19 protein-coding genes are annotated in these 24,917 nt (G+C 71.1%); 11 read left to right on the top strand and 8 right to left on the bottom strand.

The features are described from left to right. The first annotated feature begins 132 nt into the window (after positions 1-132). The 8 genes from AC3A46_RS10100 to AC3A46_RS10065 all read left to right on the top strand — a co-directional run bounded on the left by AC3A46_RS10100 (position 133) and on the right by AC3A46_RS10065 (position 8,910). The gene (locus AC3A46_RS10100) at positions 133-1,560 is read left to right on the top strand and encodes an MFS transporter (RefSeq protein ID WP_487665067.1); all 1,428 of its coding nucleotides are present in this window, start codon (positions 133-135) and stop codon (positions 1,558-1,560) included. Then, a complete protein-coding gene (locus tag AC3A46_RS10095) occupies positions 1,557-3,323 on the top strand; it encodes a dihydroxyacetone kinase family protein (protein ID WP_487665066.1) in 1,767 nt (588 codons plus the stop codon). The genes AC3A46_RS10100 and AC3A46_RS10095 overlap by 4 nt, the downstream gene beginning before the upstream one ends. Continuing rightward, positions 3,310-3,795, top strand: coding sequence for a ribose-5-phosphate isomerase (locus tag AC3A46_RS10090; RefSeq protein WP_487665065.1), 486 nt, complete (start codon positions 3,310-3,312; stop codon positions 3,793-3,795). Before AC3A46_RS10095 ends, AC3A46_RS10090 begins: the two co-directional genes overlap by 14 nt. Further along, positions 3,795-4,619: a triose-phosphate isomerase family protein gene (locus AC3A46_RS10085; RefSeq protein ID WP_487665064.1), complete on the top strand. Its 825-nt coding sequence runs from the start codon at positions 3,795-3,797 to the stop codon at positions 4,617-4,619. The genes AC3A46_RS10090 and AC3A46_RS10085 overlap by 1 nt, the downstream gene beginning before the upstream one ends. Beyond that, complete coding sequence (locus AC3A46_RS10080; RefSeq protein WP_487665063.1) at positions 4,616-5,410, top strand: sugar phosphate isomerase/epimerase family protein; 795 nt, start codon at positions 4,616-4,618, stop codon at positions 5,408-5,410. Before AC3A46_RS10085 ends, AC3A46_RS10080 begins: the two co-directional genes overlap by 4 nt. Next, complete coding sequence (locus tag AC3A46_RS10075) at positions 5,407-6,273, top strand: phosphogluconate dehydrogenase C-terminal domain-containing protein (protein ID WP_487665062.1); 867 nt, start codon at positions 5,407-5,409, stop codon at positions 6,271-6,273. Before AC3A46_RS10080 ends, AC3A46_RS10075 begins: the two co-directional genes overlap by 4 nt. Positions 6,274-6,276: 3 nt before the next feature. Continuing rightward, a complete protein-coding gene (locus AC3A46_RS10070; RefSeq protein WP_487665061.1) occupies positions 6,277-7,032 on the top strand; it encodes an SDR family NAD(P)-dependent oxidoreductase in 756 nt (251 codons plus the stop codon). Between the two features lie 150 nt (positions 7,033-7,182). Continuing rightward, positions 7,183-8,910, top strand: a complete 1,728-nt coding sequence (locus AC3A46_RS10065; RefSeq protein ID WP_487665060.1) for a D-apionate lactonase family protein — start codon at positions 7,183-7,185, stop codon at positions 8,908-8,910. Between the two features lie 171 nt (positions 8,911-9,081). Here AC3A46_RS10065 and AC3A46_RS10060 read toward each other — a convergent pair whose 3' ends face one another. The 4 genes from AC3A46_RS10060 to AC3A46_RS10045 are packed head-to-tail and all read right to left on the bottom strand — an operon-like array spanning position 9,082 to position 14,586. After that, complete coding sequence (locus tag AC3A46_RS10060; RefSeq protein WP_487665059.1) at positions 9,082-11,160, bottom strand: beta-galactosidase; 2,079 nt, start codon at positions 11,158-11,160, stop codon at positions 9,082-9,084. Positions 11,161-11,163: 3 nt separating this feature from the next. After that, positions 11,164-12,690: an apiosidase-like domain-containing protein gene (locus AC3A46_RS10055; protein ID WP_487665058.1), complete on the bottom strand. Its 1,527-nt coding sequence runs from the start codon at positions 12,688-12,690 to the stop codon at positions 11,164-11,166. Between the two features lie 41 nt (positions 12,691-12,731). Next, positions 12,732-13,754 (bottom strand): LacI family DNA-binding transcriptional regulator, encoded by a 1,023-nt coding sequence (locus AC3A46_RS10050; RefSeq protein ID WP_487665057.1) that lies wholly within the window; start codon positions 13,752-13,754, stop codon positions 12,732-12,734. A 1-nt stretch (position 13,755) separates the two neighbouring features. Continuing rightward, positions 13,756-14,586, bottom strand: coding sequence for an NAD-dependent epimerase/dehydratase family protein (locus AC3A46_RS10045; protein ID WP_487665056.1), 831 nt, complete (start codon positions 14,584-14,586; stop codon positions 13,756-13,758). Between the two features lie 115 nt (positions 14,587-14,701). Here AC3A46_RS10045 and AC3A46_RS10040 point away from each other — a divergent pair, with 115 nt between their 5' ends. Next, positions 14,702-17,314, top strand: coding sequence for a family 78 glycoside hydrolase catalytic domain (locus AC3A46_RS10040; RefSeq protein WP_487665055.1), 2,613 nt, complete (start codon positions 14,702-14,704; stop codon positions 17,312-17,314). 178 nt (positions 17,315-17,492) lie between these two features. After that, on the top strand, positions 17,493-18,470 hold the full coding sequence (locus AC3A46_RS10035; protein ID WP_487665054.1) for a sugar-binding transcriptional regulator: 978 nt from the start codon (positions 17,493-17,495) through the stop codon (positions 18,468-18,470). Positions 18,471-18,784: 314 nt separating this feature from the next. On the opposite strand, the gene AC3A46_RS10030 is transcribed toward AC3A46_RS10035, so the two are convergent. The 4 genes from AC3A46_RS10030 to AC3A46_RS10015 all read right to left on the bottom strand — a co-directional run bounded on the left by AC3A46_RS10030 (position 18,785) and on the right by AC3A46_RS10015 (position 22,754). Beyond that, on the bottom strand, positions 18,785-19,447 hold the full coding sequence (locus AC3A46_RS10030; RefSeq protein WP_487665053.1) for an aspartate/glutamate racemase family protein: 663 nt from the start codon (positions 19,445-19,447) through the stop codon (positions 18,785-18,787). A 19-nt stretch (positions 19,448-19,466) separates the two neighbouring features. Next, positions 19,467-20,384 (bottom strand): carbohydrate ABC transporter permease, encoded by a 918-nt coding sequence (locus AC3A46_RS10025; RefSeq protein ID WP_487665052.1) that lies wholly within the window; start codon positions 20,382-20,384, stop codon positions 19,467-19,469. A 1-nt stretch (position 20,385) separates the two neighbouring features. After that, positions 20,386-21,267, bottom strand: a complete 882-nt coding sequence (locus AC3A46_RS10020; RefSeq protein ID WP_056371812.1) for a carbohydrate ABC transporter permease — start codon at positions 21,265-21,267, stop codon at positions 20,386-20,388. A 68-nt stretch (positions 21,268-21,335) separates the two neighbouring features. After that, positions 21,336-22,754 (bottom strand): ABC transporter substrate-binding protein, encoded by a 1,419-nt coding sequence (locus AC3A46_RS10015; protein WP_487665051.1) that lies wholly within the window; start codon positions 22,752-22,754, stop codon positions 21,336-21,338. A gap of 168 nt (positions 22,755-22,922) precedes the next feature. On the opposite strand from AC3A46_RS10015, the gene AC3A46_RS10010 reads away from it, so the two are divergent. Then, on the top strand, positions 22,923-24,914 hold the full coding sequence (locus tag AC3A46_RS10010) for a glycoside hydrolase family 127 protein (protein ID WP_487665050.1): 1,992 nt from the start codon (positions 22,923-22,925) through the stop codon (positions 24,912-24,914). Positions 24,915-24,917: the final 3 nt, after the last annotated feature.

The following is a 24,917-nucleotide window of genomic DNA, read 5'->3' as shown; positions in this document are numbered from 1 at the left end:
CGTGGGCACAGCGCCGCGGGTGACGCGGCAGCGCGCGGCCGCGGCATCCATTCTCACTTGCAATTGGTCAACCGGTTTGTCACAATGGTCGTCGGAAACCACCTCGATCACCGTCGATGAGCAGGAGTCACCGTGGACCAGAACCAGACCGTCGCCGACGCGCCCCCCGTCGCGCGATCCGCCATCCGCAAGGTGTCGATCCGCCTCGTGCCGTTCGTCGCGCTGATGTTCTTCATCAACTACCTCGACCGCACCGCGATCGGCTTCGCCGCCCCCAACGGCATGAACGAAGACCTCGCGCTGAGCGCCGCTCAGTTCGGATTCGCCTCGGGCGTCTTCTTCATCGGCTACATCCTTCTCGAGGTGCCCTCGAACCTGGCGCTGCACAAGTTCGGCGCCCGCCGCTGGCTTTCGCGCATCATGGTGAGCTGGGGCATCGTCGCGCTGCTGTTCACGTGGGTGCAGAACTTCGAGCAGCTCGTCGTGCTGCGCTTCCTCCTCGGCGTCGCCGAGGCCGGCTTCTTCCCCGGCGCGATCCTCTTCCTCAGCCTCTGGGTGCCCGCGCAGTACCGCGGCCGCATCCTCATGCTCTTCTACCTGGCGCAGCCGCTCACCACCGTCATCGGCGCCCCGCTGGCCGGATGGCTCATCCAGCAGCACGAGGTGTTCTTCGGCCTCGAGGGCTGGCGCTTCATGTTCTTCGGCGTCGCGATCCCGGCGATCATCGTCGGTGTCATCGCGTGGTTCTACCTCAAGGACAAGCCGGCCGACGCGAAGTGGCTCACCCGTGACGAGCAGGTCTGGCTGACCGACGCGCTCGACCGCGAGAAGGCCGCCACGCAGAAGAAGGAGCACGGCCACGTGTCGGCGCGCTTCGCTTTCAAGAGCGGTCGCGTGTGGGTGCTCTCGTTCATCTACTTCGGCTTCATCTACGGCCTGTACGCACTCGCGTTCTTCCTCCCCACGATCATCGAGGGGTTCCAGAGCCAGACCGGTCAGACCTTCGACACGCTCCAGAAGGGCCTCATCACCGCGATCCCGTACCTGCCGGCCGCCGTCGTCATGTACTTCTGGTCGCGAGACGCCTCCAAGCGCGGCCTCAAGACGTGGCACATCGCGGGTCCCGCGATCGCCGGTGCCGTCAGCATCCCGATCGCCCTCTTCACCGGTTCGCCGGCGGCCACCATCGCGGTCATCACGATCACCGCGTGCGCGATCTTCGCCGCGCTGCCGAACTTCTGGACGCTGCCGACGCGCTTCCTCACGGGCGCCGCTGCGGCCGCAGGTGTCGCGCTGATCAACACGATCGGCAACCTGGCGGGCTTCTCGGCTCCGTTCGTCACAGGCTTCGTGCACGACTGGACCGGCGGCTACGAGGTCCCGATGTTCATCGTCGGCTTCGTCATGCTCGTCTCGGCGGTGCTGATGGTGCTGCTGGCCCGCAGCAACCGCATCAACGCGGTCGTCGTCGACGACGCAGCGGAGAGCACGCACACGGCACCCGCCGTGGACGCCGAGGCTCTGCACACCGCGGCAGACCCCCAGGGGGATGCGCGATGACGCGGTTGTGGAATGAGCCGGCGGATTTCGCCGACGAGATGATCGACGGGTTCGTCGCGGCGAACGAGCGGTACGTGCGACGGGTGCCGGGCGGCGTGGTGCGTTCGACGGTGTCGCCGGCGGGTCAGGTTGCGGTCGTGGTGGGCGGCGGCTCGGGCCACTACCCGGCGTTCGGCGGGCTGGTGGGTCCGGGGCTCGCGCACGGCGCGGCGATGGGCAACCTGTTCGCGTCGCCCTCGACGCAGCAGGTGTACAACGTGGCGAAGGCCGCTGACAACGGCGCGGGCGTCTTCTTCTCCTATGGCAACTACGCCGGCGACGTGCTCAACTTCGACGCGGCCCAGGAGCGGCTGCGTGCTGAGGGCATCGCGTGCGAGACCGTCACGGTGACCGACGACATCGTCAGCGCGAGCGCCTCCGAGAAGCACAAGCGGCGTGGTATCGCGGGCGACCTGACGGTGTTCCGCATCGCGGGCGCCGCGGCCGAGGCGGGCGCCGACCTCGCCGAGGTCACCCGGCTGGCCCGTCACGCGAACGAGCGCACCCGCTCGTTCGGGGTCGCGTTCACCGGCTGCACGCTGCCCGGCGCCGAGAAGCCGCTGTTCACCGTCCCGGAGGGGCGGATGGCGATCGGCCTCGGCATCCACGGCGAACCCGGCATCGACGAGACCGGCATCCCGACCGCCGACGGGCTCGCGGAACTCCTGGTCTCGCGCCTGCTGGGCGAGGTGCCGGCCGGCGTGCAGGTCGCGGGCGCCCGGGTGGTGCCGATCCTGAACGGCCTCGGGTCGTTGAAGTACGAGGAGATGTTCGTCGTCTACCGGCGCATCGCCCAGCTGCTCACCGACGCCGGCCTCGAGCTGGTCGACCCGCACGTCGGGGAGTACTGCACGAGCTTCGACATGGCCGGCACGTCGCTGACGCTGTTCTGGCTCGACGACGAGCTCGCCGGCCTGTGGGAGACCCCGGTGGACACCCCCGCCTACCGGCGCGGGTCAGTCGCCCCGCAGGAGCGTCTCGCCGTCGCCGACACCGCGGCGACCGTGGCCGAGGCGATCGAGCCCGGGGACGAGGCATCCCGTTCCGTCGCCCGGACCGTGCTCGCCGCGGTCCGCACGATCGTCGACACCGTCGACGAGCACGTCGACGAGCTCGGCCGGATCGATGCGATCGCCGGTGACGGCGACCACGGCATCGGCATGCAGCGCGGCTCGCACGCGGCGCTGGCCGCCGCGACCGTCGCCGTCGACGCCGGTGCCGGTGCGCGCACCACGCTCGCGCACGCCGCCGACGCGTGGGCCGACAAGGCCGGCGGCACGTCGGGCGCGCTGTGGGGCGTCATCTTGAACGCCGTCGCCGCGAAGCTCGGCGACACCGGCCGCCCCGATCCGGCCGCCATCGCCGCCGGGGTCGCGGCAGGGTCGCGTGGGGTCACCGACTACGGCAAGGCCGAGGTCGGCGACAAGACGCTCGTCGACGCGCTCGTGCCGTTCAGCACCACCCTCACCGGTGCCGTGGATGCCGGCGCGGGCCTCACCGACGCGTGGCGGGCGGCGGCGGATGCGGCCACCCGCGCCGCGATCGCGACCGCCGAGCTCCTGCCCCGCATGGGCCGCGCCCGCACACACGGCCAGAACAGCGTGGGCACCCCCGACCCGGGCGCGATCTCGCTCGCGCTCATCGTGACCGCCATCGCAGAAACACTCGCCGCCCAGACGCGCGCGGCCGACGACCAGAAGGAGAACGCACATGGCACCGTCTGAGAACCCTGAGCCGCTGCGCATCGTGATCGGCGCCGACGACGCCGGCTTCGATTACAAGGAGATCCTGAAGAAGGACCTCCTCGCCAACCCCGGCGTGGCCGAGGTCATCGACGTGGGCGTGGACGCCGACGGCCACACCCCGTACCCGAAGGTCGCGATCGAGGCCGCCCAGCAGGTCGCCGCCGGTGACGCCGACCGTGCGCTGCTGATCTGCGGCACGGGCCTGGGCGTCGCGATCGCGGCGAACAAGGTGCCCGGCATCCGCGCCGTCACCGCCCACGACTCGTTCTCGGTCGAGCGCGGCGTGCTGTCCAACAACGCGCAGGTGCTCACCATGGGCCAGCGCGTCGTCGGCATCGAGCTCGCCCGCCGCCTCGTGCGCGAGTGGCTGACCTACCGGTTCGACACCACCTCCGCGTCCGCCGACAAGGTCGCCGTCATCGACGAGTTCGAGACCACCGGGTCCTGCTGATGGCGCAGGTCACGGTCGGGGTGAGCCTGAAGACGTACTTCGGGCACGAGCGGGCGCGCGCGTGGTTCGCCGACGTGGCGCAGCGCGCCGCCGGCCACCCCGCCGTGGCCGCCGGGGACGTGCGGTTCTTCGTCATCCCCAGCTACCTGCAGATCCTCCCCGCCATCGAAGCGTTCGCCGGCACCCCGGTGCTGGTCGGCGCGCAGGACGTCTCCGCCTACCCGCCCGGCGCCTACACCGGAGAGGTCACCGCGGCCGAGCTCGCCGAGGTCGGCGTCTCCGTCGCCGAGATCGGCCACGCCGAGCGCCGCCGCCTGTTCGACGAGACCGACACCGTCACCGCCGGCAAAGCCACCGCCGCCCTCACCCACGGCATCACCCCGGTGCTCTGCATCGGCGAAGCCGAGCACCTCGGCGCGCCCGCCGCCGCGCTCGCGAACGTCGAGCAGCTCGCCGCGAACCTCGAGGACGTCCCCGCCGGTCCGGTGATCGTCGCGTACGAGCCGGTGTGGGCGATCGGCGCCGCCGAGCCCGCCCCCGACACGCACATCGCCACCGTCACCAGGGCCCTCCGCGCCGCCGTCGACGCCGACCCCGACCGCGCCGGCAGCGTCGTCATCTACGGCGGCTCCGCCGGCCCCGGCCTGCTCACCCGCCTCGGCCAAGCCGTCGACGGCCTCTTCCTCGGCCGCTTCGCCCACGACCCCGACGCCCTCACCGCCGTCCTCGACGAAGCCGCCGCGCTCGCCGCGACACGCCCTGAACCCCACGGTCTCGGCGGCCACCTGTCGTCTCACAGGGCTGAGGGCGAGGTGGACGCATGATCGGCCTCGGGACGTACGCCTTCTTCTGGCAGCACTCCGACCAGGTGCCCGAGCCGCTCTCGCTCATCGGGGCGTTCGAGGCGACGAAGGAGCTCGGCGTCGACCTGTTCCAGATCTGCGACTACGCACCCCTCGAGACCATGACCGGCGCCGAGCTCGCCGACGCTGCGGCCGCGGCGCGCGACCTCGAGCTCACGATCGAGCTGGGCACCAAGGGCATCGAGCCGCACCGGCTCACCCGTTTCCTCGATCTCGCGAGCGCGTTCGACACCACCCTGGTGCGCAGCATGCTCTACTCCGCAGACACCCGTCCCACCCTCGATCAGGCCGCGGAGTGGCTCGGCGCCGTGCTCCCCTCGTTCGAGGCGGCCGGCGTCGAACTCGCCCTCGAGACCTACGAGCAGGTCTCGACGGAAGACCTCGTCGGCCTCGTCGCGCGCATCGACAGCGAGCACATCGGCATCTGCCTCGACCCCGCCAACGTCGTCGCCCGCCTGGAGCGGCCGCGCGACTGCGTCGAGCAGACCGCTGCGCACGTCAAGAACGTGCACGTCAAGGACTTCGCCTTCGCCCGCCAGCCGGGCTGGGTCGGCTTCACCTACGGGGGCGCGCCCATGGGCGACGGCCTCCACGACTACCCCCACCTGCTCGAGACCGTGCGCCCTCGCGAGCGCGGAATCAACGAGGTCGTCGAGCACTGGCTCTCCTGGCAGGGGGATGCCGAGACCACCGTCCGCACCGAGCGGGAATGGACCCGCCGCACCATCGAATATCTGAGGAGCACGACATGAGCACCACTTCGACACAGACGTACAAGATCGCCGTCGTCGGCGCCGGCGGGAAGATGGGCATGCGCGTGTCCAACAACCTCGTCAAGACCGACCACACCGTCTGGTACGTCGAGAACTCTCCCGCCGGCCAGCAGCGCACCATCGACGCCGGTCGTGAGCTGACGGATGCCGCCACCGCCGTCGCCGACGCCGACATCGTCGTCCTGGCCGTGCCCGACCTCGCCCTCGGCCCCGTCACCGCCGACCTCGTGCCGCAGCTGAAGTCGGGCGCGATCGTGCTGACGCTCGACCCGGCCGCCGCCTATGCGGGCCTGCTCACCACCCGCGAGGACGTCATCCAGGCCGTCGCGCACCCGTGCCACCCGTCGGTGTTCCTCGAGCGCACCACCAAGGAGGAGTGGGCCGACACGTTCGGCGGCATCGCCGCCCCGCAGGACGCCATCGCGGCTGTGGAGAGCGACGACCCGGCCCACAAGGCCATCGTCGAGGCCACGGTCCGCGCGATCTACGCCCCCGTCATCGACGTGCACTTCGTGACCGTCAAGCAGCTCGCGCAGCTCGAGCCGACCCTCGTAGAGACCGTCGCCTGCATGATCGGCGCGCTCCTCAACGAGGCGCTCGACGAGGCGATCAACACCATGGGCGTTCCGGAGGCGGCGGCGCGCAGCATCCTGTACGGCCACACCCAGGTGGCGCTCGCCAACGGCCTGCGCGGCGACAACCCGTTCTCGGACGCGTGCCTCATCGCCATGGACTACGGCCGCGAGTCGATCATCAAGGACGACTGGAAGAAGATCTTCCGCGACGACGAGCTCGACAAGAACCTCGCGCGCATGCTCCACCTCGACCACATCGAGCGCTGATCCATGGGACAGCTCGAGGGCAAGACCGCGCTCGTCACGGGCGGGGCACTGGGCATCGGCCTCGCGGTCGCCCGGCGCTTCGCCCGTGAGGGGGCCCGTGTGATCCTCGCCGACCGCAACGGCGAGGGGGCGGCCGCGGCGGCCGCCGAGATCGGCGAGAACGCCCGCGCCGTCACGATGGACATCTCGGACGAGGACGCGGTCGCCGCGGCCTTCGCCGAGGTCGAGGCGGCCGGTTGGGCGCCCGACGTCGTGGTGGCCAACGCCGGCGTGCAGCTGTTCGGGCAGGATGCGCAGGCCGCCGACCTCGACCTGGAGGTGTGGCGCCGGACGATCGACATCAACCTGACAGGGACGTTCCTGACGGTCAAGCACGCCCTGCGCACCATGGTGCCGCGAGGCGGCGGGTCGATCATCCTCACCGGCAGCCCGACGGCGGTCAACGGCGAGGGCAAGGACTTCACCGCCTACAGCGCGTCGAAGGCCGGTATGCACGGCCTCGCCCGCACGGTCGCCGCGGCGTACGCCGACCGCGGCATCCGCGTGAACACGGTGCAGCCCGCCTACACCGAGACGCCGCTGGTGGCCGCGATCAGCGAGGACCCCGCCTCGCGCGCCGCGATCGTCAGCCGCATCCCTATCGGTCGCGCCGGCACCCCCGACGACGTCGCGGGCATCATGGTGTACCTCGCCAGCGACGACGGCGCCTTCGCCACGGGTGCGACCTTCCAGGTCGACGGCGGCATGACCTCGCTCTGACCCCCGTCCACTCGGGGTTTGGGGCGCATTTCATCCGTTGGGGCGCATCTTCTGCGCCCCAACGGAGATTCCGCGCCCCGAACACGGGGGACGAGGGTCGAGAACCACGAACGTTGCGCAGGATTCACCGCGGAGGACGAGGATGGGACGATGACGGACCTGTGGAACGGCGAACCGGCGCGCGAGTGGCGGAGCGGCCCTTGGTCGCTCGAGCTCCGTGACGACGAGCTCGCCGACATCTCGTACCACGGCAGCGTCGTGCTCCGCTCGGTGCGCGCGGTGGTGCGCGATCGCAACTGGGACACCGCCGGTCTCGTGGTCGACCGCATCGACTCGTCCGGCATCGCTCTGACGCTGCACGTGCACTCGACCGGGCTCGGCTCCGACCTCCGGGGCATCGTCCGCGCCGAGGTGCGCGGCGCCGGACGCCTGCGCGTGCTCGCCGACCTCGAGTCGGCCTCCGAGTTCGAGACCAACCGCACCGGCCTCGTCGTGCTCCACCCGCCGACGCTCGCGGGCTCCACGCTGCACGTCCGCCACTCCGACGGCACCGTGGTGCGCTCCCGGTTCCCGGCCGGCATCAGTCCTCATCAGCCCGCGTTCGACATCGCCGGCCTGGCCTGGACGCACGACGGCCTCCACGTCGACATGCGTTTCGCGGGCGACGTCTTCGAGATGGAGGACCAGCGCAACTGGACGGATGCCTCGTACAAGACGTACAGCCGTCCCCTCGCGCTCCCCTTCCCCTACCTGCTCGCCGCGGGCGAGCGGGTCGTCCAATCGGTCGACATCGCCGTATCGGGCACCCCCGCCGCCGTGGTGGACGAGCCGGTGACCCGCATCCGCCTCCAGGAGGGGCCGGCGCTGCCCGCGATCGGGGTGTCGGCATCGACCGCTGCGGACCCCGCCCCGGACTTCGCAGCCCTCGGCGGAACGGTGCTCGTCGAGCTCGACCTCGCGACGCGCAACTGGCGTGCGGCACTCGACCGCGCCGCGGCATCCGGACTCCCCCTGGACGTGAGGTTCGTGCTCGCGGACGCCGACCCCGCCGCCATCGACCGTGCGGCACCTGCGCTGCACGGCCTGTCGGTCGCGCGCGTCACCGCGTTCCCGCCGACCGGTCCGGCGCGACACGTCTCCGACCTCGATGCGATCGCCGCCCTCCGCCACGCCCTCACCGAGGCGGGCATCGAGGCCGAGGTGGTCGGCGGCGCACGCTCGCACTTCACCGAACTCAACCGCGAGCACCATCGCCTTCCGCGCGGCCTCGACGGGCTCGTGTTCAGCAGCACGCCGCTGTTCCACAGCCTGAGCACCGCCCAGCTGGTCGAGTCCGTCGCCATGCAGCGGGTCGCCGCCGCGCAGGCCGTGCGCCTCGCGGGCGGCCTGCCGGTGCACATCGGGCCGATCTCGCTGCGCCCGCACTTCAACGACGTGGCGACGACCCCGCCGCCGATGCCCGACCACGACGACCTGCGCGACGGCTACGGCTCGGCGCTGACGGACGCCGTCGACGCGCGCCAGGCCGCCCCCGAGCTGGCCGCGTGGACCGTCGCCAGCGCGGCCGCCTTCGCGGTGCCCGGCGTCGCGACGCTCGCCTACTTCGAGGAATGGGGGCCGCGCGGGCTGCGCACGGCCGAGGGCACGACCCTGCCCGTGTTCGATGCCGTCGCCGCTCTCGCCGCGCGCGCCGGCGAGCCGGGCCTGCGCGGCGACTCCCCCGACGGGCTTGTCTGGGCGCTCGGCGCCCGCACCGCAGGCGGCGACGTGGTGCTCGTCGCCAACCTCGACCGCCGTGCGCGCACGATCGAGGTCGAGCTCCCGGGCGGCGAGTCCCGCACCGCGGAGCTCGCCCCGGGTACGTTCACGCGTCTCTGACTTCCGCATCCGTCCACCCGGCCGGCGCCGAGTCGGCCGAAGACGTCACTACTCACGCGCGACACGGCATCGAGAGCCGACTCGACCTTCCCCGGCCCGCGCCGTGTCGGCCACACGTGCCGCTTCCGACGCACGATCCGCCGCATCGGGCCGACCTGGCCTGAGCGCGGGTCAGGCCTCGCGCCAGACGCGGACGTCCCAGGGGGCGAGCGACACCTCGGCGCCCGCCGCGAACACCGCGTCGTCGAGGACGGATGCTGCAGCCCGGCCGAGCACGACGGGACGGGGCTCGGCCGACCAGTTGTGCACGACCCAGATACGGCCCCGCTCTCCCGTCAGGGAGTGCGCCGTGACGGAGCTCGGCCGCGCCGCAAGGATCCCGTCGGGCGATCCTGCCACGTCGCCGATCACCTCGGCGAGCGTCGCACGGTCGAGGAGCGAGCCCACCACGGTGATCGAGCCCGCGCCGACGTCCCGTCGCGTCACGGCCGCCCATCGTCCGAACAGCTCGTGCCGGTAGCCGAGCACGACCTCGGCTCCGTCAGGCTCGAGCCCGTCGACCCAGCCGCGGGCGCTCCCGACGACCTCGCCACCCTGGACGACGTCGACCGGCGCGGCGAGGGAGGCGAACTCGCGGTACCCCACGCCCGCCGCGGCACCTACGATCGCCGGCGCGAGCGCCGCGCGCATGCGGCCCTCGTCGTCGCCGTACCCCGTCCGCGGGCCCAGCACGAGCCGGCCGCCGAGACGCGCGTACTCCGCAAGGGTCTCGAGGGTCGGATCGGATGCCGCGACCAGCCCTGCGACCACGAGCACCGGGTAGCGGCGCACGAGTTCGTCGGCTTCGGGCAGCTGCCGCTCGTTGACGGACCCGACCTGCAGCCCGGCATCGATCGCGGCGCGGCCGAAGGCTCCGACGATCCGCGCGTAGGAACCGCGGTCCCCCTCGGCCCCTGCCGCGAGCGGCGGCTCGAACGCCATCATCCACTCGCTGTCGTGCGCGGACAGGAGCACGAGGTCGGCGTCGGGCGCAGCATCCGTCAGCCATTCCGCCGCCGCGGCGAACTGGCGGCCGATCCCGGAGATCTCGTCGTAGACACGCCCTGGCGACAAGTCGTGCCCGAGGATGCCGCCCCAGTGCACCTCGGCGCCCGAGTGCAGCGTGTGCCAGTGCCAGTACGACACGAGCCGCGCGCCGCGCGCGACCAGCAGCCAGGCCGCCTGCGCGAGCTGCCCGTCATAGGGCGGGCGCGTGAGCCACGCCGGGCCGATCGACGCGGCACCCGTCTCGGTGACGAGGAACGGCCCCTGCGTCGTGGCGCGCATGCGGTCGGCCATGAGCACGAGCTGCGGGACATCGTCGGCGTACCAGTTCCCGCCCGCCCCCTCCAGGGAGAGGTCGAGCGCGTCCTGAGCGAGGTAGTAGGCGTTGCCGCTGGCGATGTCGAGCTGCGCGCCGACCGCGACGTCGTCCATCGCGGGGCGCTGGTAGGCGATGCACGTCGTCAGGAAGGTGTCGTCGTCGACGAGCTCGCGGACGATGCCGGCCTGCCACCCGATGAATTCCGTTGTGAGCTCCGCCTGGAACCGGCGCCACGCGAGGTCGTAGGCGGGCGTGGTGTTGCCGGCCGGCGCCCATAGCTCGTCCCAGTCGGCGATGCGGTGCGACCAGTACGTCAGTCCCCACTCCCGATTGAGGGTCTCGACATCGCCGTAGCGCTCGGCGACCCACTCGCGGAAGCGCTGCACGACGTCGTCGTTGTGGATGAGGTGCAGGCCCGCCTCATTGTCGAGCTGCACCCCGATCACGGCGGGGTGTCGGCCGTGGCGGCCGACGACGGCACGGATCACCCGCTCGGCGTAGCCGCGGAAGAGCTCCGACGTGTAGTCGGCCTCCTGCCGGCCGCCCCACGGCACCGGCGAGCCGTCGCGGCGCACGACCGCGAGCTCCGGGTGTGCCCGCGCCAGCCACGGCGGCACCGCGTAGGTCGGGGTGCCGAGGATGACGCCGATCCCGTGGCGCTCGGCCGCATCGAGGATCGGCGTCATCCAGTCGAGGTCGAACTCGCCGTCGCGGGGCTCCCACGTGGACCAGACCGACTCGCCGACGCGGATGCACGTGATCCCGGCACCCGTCATCAGCCGGAGGTCGGTCTCGAGCCGGTCCGGATCGGGCAGGTACTCGTTGTAGTACGCCGTGCCGAGCCGCGGGCCGCCCCGCCACGCGCGCAGGCGATCGACGGATGCCACGGCTCAGTCCCCGACCCGCGTGATGCGCAGCGCGAGCGCCTCGCCCTCGGGCAGCTCGACCGGGGCCGAGGCACGATCGTAGGCGTCGTTGCGCTGCACATCGTCGAGCGTGAAGGTCCGGCCGATCGGGGTCACGGTCATGTTCCAGGTGTCGATGACGTCGACTTCGAACCGGTCGCCGGGCTCCGGCCGCTCGCCCGGGAAGCCGATCGGGAGGCGGAAGTCCCACGTCGCCGGTGCCGAGGCGCCGAGGTACTGCACGTAGAGGCGGCGCGGGATGCCGGCGACATACGCCGGGTCGTCCCACTTGTCGATCGGGTCGAGGCCCGCGCCGTCGACCTCCTCGAGGATCTCGCGCAGGAAGCCGAGCCGCGCCGGCGCGTCGCCGCGCAGCGGTCCGCCCTCGACCATGTGGAGGCTCCCCGACTCGGTGACGAAGCTCTCGCCGTGCGACGCGTACGTGCCGGCGACCGTGGCGATCCAGAACTGGTGCACGAGCTGCTCGGCGTCGAGGTGTCCCCAGCGGTCGGGGATGTCGCCCTCGTACTTGATCTCGTCGAGCACGACCGGCTTGCCGTAGACGTCGCGGTAGAGGTTCGCGCGGCCGAAGTCGGTGGTGACCGCGCCGTTCTGGATGGAGGCGTGGGTGACCCACGGCTGGTTGTTGTCGTACAGCTCGATCCAGTTGTGGATCGAGCGGAGGTGGTCGTACGGGTCGATCTCGGCGAGCAGTTCGCCGGTGCGATCCCAGCGGTCGTCCGGGCGCTCGAGCTGGTCGAATTCGTTGCACAGCGACCACCACACGTGGGGATGGGCGGCGAGCCGCGCGACGAGGTAGCGCAGGTAGATCGCGTCCTCCTGCTCGGTGAGCTCGTTCAGCCCGAACTGGCCGCGGTCGTACGCGTTGTAGATCAGCACGTCGGCCTGGATGCCGCGCTGCCCGAGCACCTCGACGGCGCGGTCGAGGCGCTGGAAGAACTCCGGCACGGGCTTGGTGACATCCCAGCGCCCGTCGGTCTTCTCGAACGGCATGAGCGTCGGGACGTGCTCGATGTACCCGCCGCCCTGCGGGAACACCATGAAGCGGAGCTTGTTGAAGCCCGCCCCGGCGATCCCGTCTACGGTCGACGAGAAGAGCGGCTCGTCCTGGTGGAGCCAGTTGTAGGCGGTCGCACCGACGGGCCGGAACGGCGTGCCGTCGGCGTGCGCGAAGTGGAAGCGGTGGGCGACGCGCACCGGCCCGTGGTCGCCGGCGCGCACGACCTCGAACGAGCCGGACCGGCCCGAGAGCGCAGCATCCGTGCTCTCGCTCGTCCACGACCACTCCCCCTCGAGATCGGGGGCGAACCGCACACGGTAGGTGGTGCCGCCGTCCCAGAAGCCGGGGACCACGCACTCGGCTCCGGATGCCCCATGCCGCGCGTGCACGGTGACGGGCGTGCGGTCCGCGGGGATCACGTCGGTGCCGCTGAAGGCCAGCTCGACGGGGCGGTACAGCTCGGACTGGGGAGCGCGCAGCGCTGAGGACACGGGGATTCTCCTTCGACGTCGTATCCGTGTGAGGCGGGGGTTCAGTGCGCGCGGCGCGAGCTCTCGCGCACGATCAGCTCAGGCTCGTAGACGCGCTGCGTCGTGGCGCCGCAGCGCGGGCCCGTCCCGTGCTCGATCGCCTCGAACAGCAGGTCGACCGCGGCCGCACCGAAGTCGTCGTGACGCGCGCGGACGCTCGTGAGCGGGATCAGGGACGCCTCGGCGAACTCGTTGTCGTCGTACCCGACGAGCGCGACCTCGCCGGGCACCGAGACGCCGCCGGCCACGAGCGCCTGCAGCAGTCCGAGCGCGAGCACGTCGTTGGCGGCGAACACGGCGTCCGGGCGCTGGGCCGTGGGGCGCGCAGCCAGCGCCGCGCCGATCGCGCGCCCGACCGCGATCGACCGCTCGGCGACCTCGATCACCTCGGGAGCGTCGACGGATGCTGCCGCCGCCGCGCTGCGCACCCCCTCGAGCCGATCGGCCACCTGCTGCACGGGCAGCGGACCGCCGACGAAGGCGAGGCGGCGGCATCCGATCGCGATGAGGTGCTCGCCCGCCTGCCGTCCGCCCGAGACGTCGTCGATCGACACCGACGGCTGGAGGTCGTCGCACGCCCGCCGGCCGACGAGGACCGAGGGGGTGCCGCGCTCGCGCATCGCGGCGAGTCTCGCCTCGATCGGCTGGAACGAAGACACCAGGATGCCGCGCACCTGGCGCTGCTCGAAGGCCTCGAGGTACGCGTCCTCGCGCTCGCGGTCGCCGTGCGAGTGGGCGAAGAACACCGTCATGCCGAGCCGCTCGGCGCGGTACTCGACCTCCTGGGCGATCTCGCTGAAGTGGGGGTTGCTCACGTCGGGCGAGAGGTAGCCGATGAGGCTGCTCACGCCCAGGCGCAGCTGGCGGCCGGCACTGGACGGCACGAAGCCGAGTTCGTCGATCGCCTCGGCGATGCGGCGCGCCCGCTCGGCCGACACGCGGTCGGGGTGGTTGAGGTAGGCCGAGACCGTCCCCACCGCGACACCGGCGCGGGCGGCCACCTGGCGGATGCCGGGGCGCGACATGTCAGCGCCAGTCGTGCTCGGCGACGAACCCGAGCCGATCGCGGATCTTGCGGGTCGACATGAGCGACTCGAACTCGCCGAGGTCGGAGGCGACGGGGGTGCCGGGGAACCAGCGCTCGGCGACCTCGCGGGAGGGCTGCGCGTTGCCGGACTCCGGCGCCGCGACGTTGTACACCTCGAACCCGGGTTCGGCGGCCTCCAGCGCCAGGGCGACCGCGAGCGCCCCGTCGCGCGCATCGACCCACGAGCCCACGAGGTCACGGCGGTAGCCGGGCTCGGCGGCTCTCTCGAACGTCGCGTACTCGTCGGGTGCGACCACGTTGGTGAAGCGGAGGGCGGTGATCGAGGTCTCGGGCGTCCATCGCACGAGCTGGGCGGCGATCGCCTCCTCCGCCACCTTGCCGAGGCCATAGGTGTTGTTGGCGCTCGTGTACGTCTCGTCGACCGGCAGCGACGGCGGCGCCTCGTCGAAGGGGAAGCCCATCGCGGTGATGCTCGACGCCAGCACGATCGTGCGGACGCCGGCGCGATGCGCGGCGAACAGCGCGTTGAACGACACCGTGACGTTGTTGTGGAAGGTCGCCGCATCGGGCACCAGCCCGTTCACCGGGATCGCCGCGAGATGCACGAGGGCGTCGAGCCCGTCATGGCGCGCGGTGACCGAGAGGAACGCGTCGAGCGTCTGGCCGAAGTCGGTGAGGTCGACGCGCGTGAAGCCGGGGCCCGGTGTACCTGCGAGGTCGAAGCCCGACACGACGTGGCCGTCGGCGCGCAGCCGCTCCACCGTGGCCCGCCCGAGCTTGCCTCCGCTGCCGGTGACGCCGATCCTCATGTCGTACCTCCGTGTACTCGCACCTCGACCGCAGCTTGAAACGTTTCGAATTCGGTGCGACACTCACTGTACACGTTGAAACCGAAACGTTTCAGTTCTCTCGGAAGGGACCCCGATGTCCGTCATCGTCGACGCACCCCGCATCGAACACCATCGCGAGCCGCTCGGCATCGGAGAGCGGATGCCGCGGCTCTCGTGGCGCGTCGGCTCGGCGCCGGCCGGCTGGCGGCAGGCCTCGTACTCGGTCGAGGTCGACCGGGGCGGCGAGGTCACCACCTACGTCGTCGACTCCGGCGAGCAGGTGCTCGTGGCGTGGCCCGCCGAACCGCTGCGCTCGCGGGAGATCGTCTCGGTGCGGATCTGCGTGCGCGGTGAGGACGGCGCGTGGTCCGCAGCATCCGTCCCCACCGTCCTCGAGGCCGGGCTGCTCGAGCCCTCGGACTGGGTCGCGCGGCCCGTGGGGGCGACCCGCAACGAGAACCCGATGTCGGACCAGCGGCGCCCCTCGCTCGTCCGCCGCGGCTTCGACGTGCGCGAGGGGCTCGTGCGCGCCCGCCTGTACGCGACCGCGCACGGCGTGTACGAGGCCGAGCTCAACGGCGCCCGGGTCGGCGACGACACGCTCTCCCCCGGCTGGACCGTGTACGGCAAGCGCCTGCGGTACTACACGTATGACGTGACCGACCTCGTGACGCCCGGCCCCAACGCCCTCGGCGCGTGGCTCGGCGACGGCTGGTACCGCGGGCGGCTCGGCTGGCGCGGGGGCTTTCGCAACCTGTACGGCGACGATCAGTCGTTTCTCGGCCAGCTCGAGTTCACCTACAGCGACGGATCCCGCGAGATCGTCGCGACCGACCACTCGTGGCGTTCGGCGCCGAGCCCGATCCTCGCGAGCGGCATCTACGACGGCGAGGACTACGACGCACGCGAGGAGCTGCCCGGCTGGTCCACCCCCGGCTACGACGACTCGGCGTGGGAGGGAGTGCAGGAGCGCCACCGCGATCCCGCGACGCTCGTCGCGCCCACCGCTCCCCCGGTGCGCTCGACCGAGGAGGTCCACCCCGTCGCGGTGCTGACCGGGCCCAGCGGCTCGCGCATCCTCGACTTCGGCCAGAACCTGGTGGGCCGCGTGCGGATCCGGGTCTCCGGCGAGGCCGGCACCACGGTCAGCCTGCGCACCGCCGAGGTCATGCAGGACGGCGAGATCTACACGCGGCCGCTCCGCGCCGCGCGCTCGACCGACAACTACACGCTCGCGGGCCGCGAGGTCGAGGAGTGGGAACCCCGCTTCACCTTCCACGGCTTCCGCTACGTCGAGGTCACCGGCTGGCCGGGCGACCTCGACGCCGATGCCGCCGCCGGAGCCCTCGTCGCCCGGGTCTACCACACGGATCTCGAGCGCACCGGCTGGTTCGAGTCCTCGGATCCGGCGCTGAACCGCCTCCACGAGAACGTGCGCTGGGGCATGCGCGGGAACTTCGTCGACATCCCCACCGACTGCCCGCAGCGCGACGAGCGGATCGGCTGGACCGGCGACATCCAGGTCTTCGGGCCGACGGCCTCCACCCTCTACGACGTCTCGGGCATGCTCTCGGGGTGGCTGCAGGACCTCGCGATCGAGCAGCTGCCCGACGGCACCGTGCCCTGGTACGTACCGGTGATCCCCGCCGACAAGGCGTGGACGCCGATGCGTCCGGGCGCCGCGTGGGGCGACGTGGCGACACTGCTCCCATGGACCCTCTACGACCGGTTCGGCGACGTGGGCGTGCTCCAGGCCCAGTGGGACAGCGCGCACCGCTGGGTCGACCTGCTCGAGCGCCTCGCAGGGCCTTCGCGGCTCTGGGACTCGGGCTTCCAGCTGGGCGACTGGCTCGACCCGGCCGCTCCGCCGGACGACCCCGCCGACGCCCTCACCGACCGCTACCTCGTCGCGACCGCGTACTTCGCGAAGTCGGCGCGGACGGTGGCGCGCATGGCCGAGGTGCTCGGGCTCGCCGACGAGCGGGCGCACTACGACGCGCTCGCCGACCAGGTTGTCGCCGCTTTCGAGGCCGCATACGTGAACGCCGACGGCACGATGACCAGCGATGCCCAGACGGCGTACGCGCTCGGCCTGCAGTTCGACCTGATCACCGATCCGGTGAAACGGGATGCTGCGGCCACGCGCCTCGCCGACCTCGTGCACGCCGCGGGCAACCGCATCGCGACGGGCTTCGTCGGCACGCCGCTCGTCTCCGACGCCCTGAGCTCGGGCGGCCAGGTCGCGGCTGCGTACGACCTCCTGCTCGAGCGCGAGTGCCCCTCGTGGCTCTACCAGGTGGAGCAGGGTGCGACGACGGTGTGGGAGCGGTGGGACTCGCTGCTGCCGGACGGCACCGTCAACCCGGGGCAGATGACGTCGTTCAACCACTACGCGCTCGGCGCCGTCGCCGACTGGATGCACCGGGTCATCGGCGGGCTCGCCCCCGACGCCCCCGGCTACCGACGCATCCGCTTCGCACCGCGCCCCGGCGGCGGGCTGACGTCCGCCTCGGCGCGCCAGCTCACCGCGTACGGCGAGGCGGCGATCTCGTGGCGCATCGACGACGGCCAGCTCCACGTCCAGGCGACGGTTCCCGTCGGCGCCGAGGCCGTGCTCGACCTCGACGGCGCCGACGAGGAGACCCTTGCTCCGGGCACGCACACCCGCGTGGTGCCCCTGCCGGCGGAGGCCGTCGTCCCCGCCTGATCCACAGTCCGGTCCCCTGCTGACCGTGTGGGATTTCGGATGCTGCGGCCCGCGGCATCCGAAATCCCCGGTCGCCGTGAGAATCCCCCGCCCTCGGGGCTGGCGTTCTGCGCGGAGAGTGAATATCCTTTCGTTAGCGAATCCGAATACACCTGGGATCGCCACGAACGGAGACGCCGTGCCCCTGACGCCCTACACCCGGCCCGCGGACGGGCAGGTACGCCTGCTCACGAAGGTCGCGCGCATGTACCACGAGCGCGGCGTGCGACAGGCCGACATCGCGGCCGCGCTCAATATCTCACAGGCGAAGGTCTCCCGTCTGCTCAAGCGGGCGGAATCCGTGGGCATCGTGCGCACCATCGTCACCGTCGCCCCGGGCGTCTACGCCGAGCTCGAGGAGCAGCTCGAGGAGAAGTACGGCCTCGCCGAGGCCGTCGTCGTCGACGTCGACCCTGAGGCCGACGAGGGCGAGCTGCTCGCCTCGCTCGGGGCGGGCGCTGCCGCGTACCTCGAGGCGACCCTCTCGGGCGCCGACCGCATCGGCGTCTCATCGTGGAGCCAGACGATCCTCGCCATGGTCGATCGCATGCGCCCGTTCACGGTGCGCGGCGCGACCGAGGTCGTGCAGCTGCTCGGCGGCGTCGGCGCCCCGGAGGCGCAGAGCCACTCGAACCGGCTGCTCGGCGAACTCGCGCGCACGCTCGGCGCGGAACCCGTCTACGTGCAGGCTCCGGGCGTCGTCGGCGACCCGGCGATCCGCGACAGCCTGCTGCAGGACCCCTCGATGCAGGAGGTCGCGCGCCACTGGAACGAGCTCACGATGGCGATCATGGGCATCGGCAGCATCGAACCCTCCGACGCCCTCGCCGCGAGCGGCAACGCCTTCGCCGCCGAGGAGCGTCAGGCCCTCCTCGACGAGGGCGCCGTCGGCGACATCTGCCACCGCATCTTCCGCGCGGACGGCTCGCTGGTGCGCGGCGCGCTCGACGACCGCATCATCGCCATCACCGTCGAGAACCTCCGCCGGATTCCTCGCCGCGTCGGCATCGCCGGCGGCGAGCGCAAGCTCGAGGCGATCCACGGCGCCCTGGCCGGCGACTGGGTCACGACGCTCGTGACCGACCTGCGCTCGGCCGAGGCCCTCGCCGACCGCTGACTGACCGGGGTCGATCTCCCCGCCCGATGCGCGCGCACGAGCACGAGCCCGAGCCAGCGCTCCTCAAATGAGGACGAGGCCCGAGCGCGCACGAGCACGAGCCCGAGCACGAGCCAGAGCCCTATCCCGAGCCCGAGCCCGAGCCCGAGCCCGAGCCAGCACTCCTCAAATCCCGAGCCAGTGCTCCTCAAATGAGGATGAGGGCCGAGATGAGGGCGGTCCAGGGCTGAGGCATCCTCGTTCCGGCTCCCGTCCTCAAACGAGGACGCGAAACGCGCACGCACGGCGCAGGGCCGCGGAGGCGCCGCGGGGTCTCAGCGCGCCGCGAGGGACTGTGCCAGGCGCTCGACGCCCAGGCGCGGGCTCGTGAGCACCGGCACAGCGACCGACACGGCCTCGGCGGCGGAGGCCATGGAGGCTTGAGCCAGCACGATGACGTCGGCCTCGGCAGCGCCGCGCTCGATGGCGGCGGCGACGAGGCGGTCGTGGGTCGGGCGGTCGCCGCCGGCGACGGCCGCGAACGCGCCATCGATGACCTCGCTCGTGAACTCCGGCTCGACGCCGGCGAGCGCCGCGCGCTCCTGCAGCAGACCCAGGGTCGGACGGCACGTCGTCGGCAGGGTCGCGAGCACGCGGATGCGGCGACCGCTGCGCACCGCAGCATCCGCCATCGCTTCATCGACGCGGAGGACGGGCACGCCGGCCGCCGCGGCGGCGGGAGCGGCGAGCTCGGAGATCGACGAGCACGTGAACATCACGGCATCCGCTCCCCCGGCCGCCGCCGCGCGCACGAGGTCGCCGATGCGCTCGGGCACCGAGTCCGCACGCGCCTCGTCGCCGAGGTCGGCCACGATGCGGTCGTCGAGGTAGTTCACGACAGTCGCACCGGGGAGGAACTCCGCCGCCAGTGCGCCGAACGGCGCGATGTTGACGGCTCCGGTGTGGAGGAACGCGATGCGTGGCGCGGAGGAGCTCATGCACCCAGCCTTTCAGCTCTCAGCCCTTGAGGGCGCCGCCGGACATGCCGGCCATGATCTTCTTGTTGAGCGTGAGGAACAGGATCAGCAGCACCACGATGTTGATGCTGACGGCCGCGAACAGCGGACCGTACTGCGTCGACCCGTACTCGTCGCTCAGGCTCAAGAGGCCCACCTGGATCGTCGCGAGCTCGGGACGGGTCGTGAACGTCAGGGCGATCAGCAGGTCGTTCCACACGCTGAAGAACTGCACCAGGCCGATCGTGAGGATCGCGTTCTTCATCATCGGGACGCCGATCACGAAGAACGATCGCAGCGGGCCCGAACCGTCGACGGTCGCGGCCTCGAAGATCTCGCGCGGCACAGACCGGAAGTACGTCGCCATGAGGAACGTCGTCAGCGGGAGTCCCATCACGGTGTAGGTGATGATGAGCGGCCACAGCGTGTCGGTGATGCCGATGCGGAAGTACGTGATGAACAGCGGGACGAGGATCATCTGACCGGGCACCATGATGCCCGCGAGGATGTAGAGCAGGACGCCGTTGCGGCCCTTCCAGATCATCACCTCGAGCGCGTACCCGGCGGCGACGCCGATGAAGACGATGAAGATGACCGACGGGATCGTCACCAGGACGCTGTTGAGCCAGTTGCGAGCGACGTTGCCGTTGGTGAGGGCGGCGACGTAGTTGTCGAAGTTCCAGGTCTCGGGCAGCGACAGCGCGGGGTTCGAGAGGAACTCGGACTGCGTCTTGAACGAGCCGAGCACCATCCAGATCTGCGGGTACAGCACCACGACCATCAGGACGGCGACGAGGATCCAGACCGGCAGCCGACGGAGCGCCTTCACGGCGGTGCGCCGGGCGCGGCCCGAGCTGGGCCGCCGGACCGTCGGGGTCGCGACGGTGTACGCAGGCTTGTCGGTGTGCGTCAGAGTCATGTCAGACCTCCGCCTTGCGGCGCGACGATCGGAAGATCGCCAGGGTGAACACCAGGCAGAGCGCGGTGAGGAGGACGGCGATCGTCGAGCCGTAGCCGTACTCGGCGTACTCGAAGGCGGTGCGGTACATGTACAGCGTCATCGGCGCGGTCGACGTGCCGGGTCCGCCGCCGTTGAGGGCGAGCAGGCTGTCGAACACCTTGAGCGTGGCGTTGAGGCTGAAGATGATCGACGACAGCAGGATCGGCAGCGACAGCGGCACGACGATGTGGCGGACGAGCTTCAGGCCGTTGGCGCCGTCGAGACGGGCAGACTCGATGACCTCTTCGGGGATGTCGAGGAGTCCGGCGTAGAGGAGGACGGCGTAGAAGCCCATCGAGCTCCACAGCGTCATGAGGATCGCGAGGGTCATCGTGCCCACGGTGGAGGCGAGCACCTCGACGCTCTCGCCGCCGAAGAAGTTGATGATGTCGTTGACCGGTCCCTGGTTCTCGCCGACGGCGACGAAACTGCGGAACAGCAGCGCGACGGCGACGGTCGGGAGCACGGTCGGGAAGAACACGAACGTCCGCACGAGCGTCGAGCCCTTGCGCAGGACGAAGACGTACAGGAGCGCGAGGCCGTAACCGAGGGCGACCTGGCCGATCGTGGCGACGATCGCGAAGAACACGCTCACCCACATCGACTGCAGGGCGTTCGGGTCGCTGAAGAAGGTGATGAAGTTCTGGACGCCCACCCACTCGAACCCGCGGAGCGAGTTGCCCTCGAAGAAGGAGAGGCCGAGCGACCAGCCGACTGGCACCACCTTCAGCAGGGTGTAGAGCACCAGGGCCGGTGCTAGCAGGATGAAGATCGTCTTCCGATCTCCGAAGATCGAGTTCATCTGCGAACTGCTTTCTCTCTCGAAGAGCCGGCTCCCCGGGCGGGTGCCCGGGGAGCCGGTACGGGGTCTCAGCCGTTGGCGTCGATGCTCGCCTGGAGCTGGGCCATGTAGTCCTCGGCGGTCATCTGGCCGGTCGTCAGCAGCGTCGCGTTGGTCGAGGCGAGCGAGTTGCTCTTCGAGTCCATCAGCGCCTCGAACCACAGTACGGTCTGGTCGATGCCCGCGATCCGCTCCTGGATCTCCGCGGTGTTCTCCGAGATGTCGGTGACGTCGCCGTTGACCTCGAAGCCCGAGATCACGCCCGCGTCCTGCAGCGCCTGCTGGCCGTAGTTCTCAGCGATGCAGCTGACCCAGTCGACGACCTTCGGGCCGAACTGCTCGGCGTTGATGATCATCGGAGCGCCGGCATTCGCGGCGTACTGGTCGATCGAGCCCGCGCCGCCGTCGACCTCGGGGAACGGCATGAAGCCGACGTTCTCGCCGCCGATCTGGTTGCGCTCGGGGTCGTTGATCGCGCTGAGCAGCCAGGACCCGTCGTAGGTCATCGCGGCCTTGCCGGTGAGGAACATGTTCGAGGACGTGTCGCCGTCGCGCGTCGAGAAGCCCTCGCCGAAGTAGCCGGCCTCGGCGTAGTCCGCGAGCGCCTGCGCGCCGGCGACGTACTCGGGCTCCGTCAGCTGGGCGTCGCCGTCGCGGACGGCTGCCATGGCGTCGGGGCCGACGTTGCGGAAGATGTACATGCCCATGATGCGCGTGAGGGGCCAGCCGGCGGCACCGGCTTCGGTCATCGGCGTGATGCCGGCTTCTTGCAGTGTCGCGGAGGCGTCGAGGAGGTCGTCCCAGGTCTGGGGCTCTTCGATGCCGTTGTCGGCGAAGATCTCCTTGTTGTAGAAGATGCCCTCGACGTTGTACTGGTACGGCATCGAGTACATGCCGCCGTAGACCTGCTCGACGGTGGACGCCGCCGCGGGGAGCACGTTGTCCCACGCGCCGGATCCCTCGAGCGCGGCCTTGAGGTCGCCGACCAGTCCGGCCGCGTTGAGGTCGCCGTCGGGGCGGATGAGCGCGGTGCCCGCGATGGTGTGCGTCGGCAGCGCGCCCTGGCTGGCGAGGAGCGTCACCTTCTGAACGGTGTCGGCCTGGGCCACCTTCTGGTGCTCGAGCGGCAGGGCCTCGTTCTCGGCCTTGCAGGCACCCTCGGAGAGAGCGGTGAGCTGCTCTTCCAGCACCGGGTTCTCGTTCGCCGTCATGACGGTGAAGGTCTCGGGATCGGTGCCGCCGGCGCCGGCGCCGCCACCCTCCGACGATCCGGTGTCGGGCGCGCTGCTACCGGCACAGGCGGCCAGCGGCAGCACCGCGGCCAGTGCGATTCCCAGCGCCGCGATGCGGCGGCGGTTGCTGCGGGTGTTCATAGCGTCCTCCTTGACGACGACCATGCGGGTGAAAGGTACGAGCACGACAGTAGGCACGATTTCGACGTGTGTCAACAGTCAGTACTGAAATTCTATTCACTTTGAGACGATTCAGGGGTTAGACTGCATTTCCATGCAGCATTGCGAGAAGTTGCAGAGCTGTCTCCTCTCACTCGGATCAGCCCAGGCTTGCCGCGACGCAGCGACCAGCACGAGACTGAACGCCACTCGGAAGGAACGACGATGACCGCCACCACCGCGACCAGGGCCCATGCCCGGCTGCGACCCCTCGGCGCCGACAGCGCGCGCTGGGCGAGCGGCTTCTGGGGAGACGTCCACGACCGCACGCGCGACGTCACCATCCCCCAGATCTGGTCCTCCCTGAGCGACCCGGCCGTCAGCGCCGGGCTCACCAACTTCCGCATCGCCGCAGGACTCGAGGAGGGCGCGCACGCCGGACCGCCCTTCATGGACGGCGACTTCTACAAGTGGCTCGAGGCCGCCATCGCGCGCCTCGAGACGGACCCCGACCCCGAGCTCGCCGCCCGGATCGAAGAGATCGCCCGGCTCATCGCCTCGGTCCAGCGCGAGGACGGCTACCTCCACACGCCGACCATCATCTCGACGCGCAACCACGAGGACGTGCTGGCGCTCGCCGACCGCTTCAACTTCGAGACATACAACCTCGGCCACCTCATCACGGCCGGCGTCCGCCACTACGAGGTGACGGGGTCGACCACCCTGCTGGACGCCGCCCGCAAGGCGGCGGCCTTCCTCGAGGACCTCGCGACCAACAAGCCGCTCGAGCTCGCCCGCAGCGCCATCTGCCCGTCGCACTACATGGCGGTCATCGACCTCTACCGCGCGACCGGCGACGAGCAGTACCTGCGCCTGTCCGAGGCGTTCATCCGCGTCCGCGACGACTTCGAGGGCGGCGACGACAACCAGGACCGCGTCCCCGTCCGCGAGCAGACGGTCGTCGCCGGCCACGCGGTGCGGGCCAATTACCTTTACGCGGGTCTCGCCGACCTCGTCGCCGAGACCGGTGACGAGGAGCTCGAGGCGGTGCTCGAGAACCTGTGGCGCGACGTCGTCGACACGAAGCTGTACATCACCGGTGGTGCCGGCGCGCTCTACGACGGGGCCTCCCCCGACGGCTCGCCGTGGCAGAACCAGATCAGCCGCGTGCACCAGGCCTACGGTCGCGCGTACCAGCTGCCCCACACGACCGCGCACAACGAGTCGTGCGCGAACATCGGCCTGATCCTGTGGGGCGAGCGGATGCTGGCGCTCAGGGGCGACGCGACCTACGCCGACGTCATCGAGCAGGTGGCCTTCAACAGCCTCCTGTCGAGCATCAGCCTCGCGGGCTCCGAGTACTTCTACACGAACGCGCTGCGGCAGGTGCGGGACCTCCCCTATCCGCTTCGCCGGCCGGGCGACACCGCCCTCCACCCGGTGCCGGCGCCCCCGCCGTCGGACGAGCGACTGCGCGAGCCGTACCTCAGCTGCTTCTGCTGCCCGCCCAACATCGCGCGCACGCTCGCACGGTTCCACGAGCGCGCGGCGTCGATCGGGGACGAGGGCGTGTTCGTCCACCTCTACGGCGGCAGCGCGCTCGACGTGACGTCCGGCGACGGACGCCGTCTCGCCCTGCGCGAAGACGGGGACTACCCCTGGAGCGAGCAGATCACGTTCACCGTGACGGATGCCGCAGCCGGCGGCATCCCCCTTCACCTCCGCATCCCCGGCTGGTCGTCGGGCGCGACGCTCACGGTGAACGGCGCCGCGGTGGCGGTGACCGAGCCGGGGACGTATACGCGCATCGAGCGCGAGTGGCGGGCCGGCGACGTCGTCGCTCTGACGCTGCCGATGCCGGTGCGGGTGCTGCGCGCCCATCGGCTCGCGGAGGAGGCGACCAACCAGGTCGCCGTGCGCCGCGGACCTGTCGTGTACTGCGTCGAGACCGCCGATCTTCCCGAGGGGGTCGTGCTCGAACAGGTCGCGCTCCGGCGCCGCGCGGCGTTGACCCCGGCCGAGGCCGAAGTCGCCGGCCACCGTGTGGTCGCCCTCGAGACCGAGGCGGTGATCCTTCCCGGGTCCGACGAGGACGCGCTGTACGACGACCTCGCAGACACCGCGCTCGCGACGGCACCTGTGCGGTTGATCCCCTACTTCGCGTGGGGCAATCGCGGTGCCGGCGAGATGTCGGTCTGGCTCCCGCTGGTCTGGTGACGC

This window comes from Microbacterium sp. Soil_C_42 (assembly GCF_057656735.1).
This window is presented reverse-complemented; position numbering and strand designations above follow the sequence as displayed.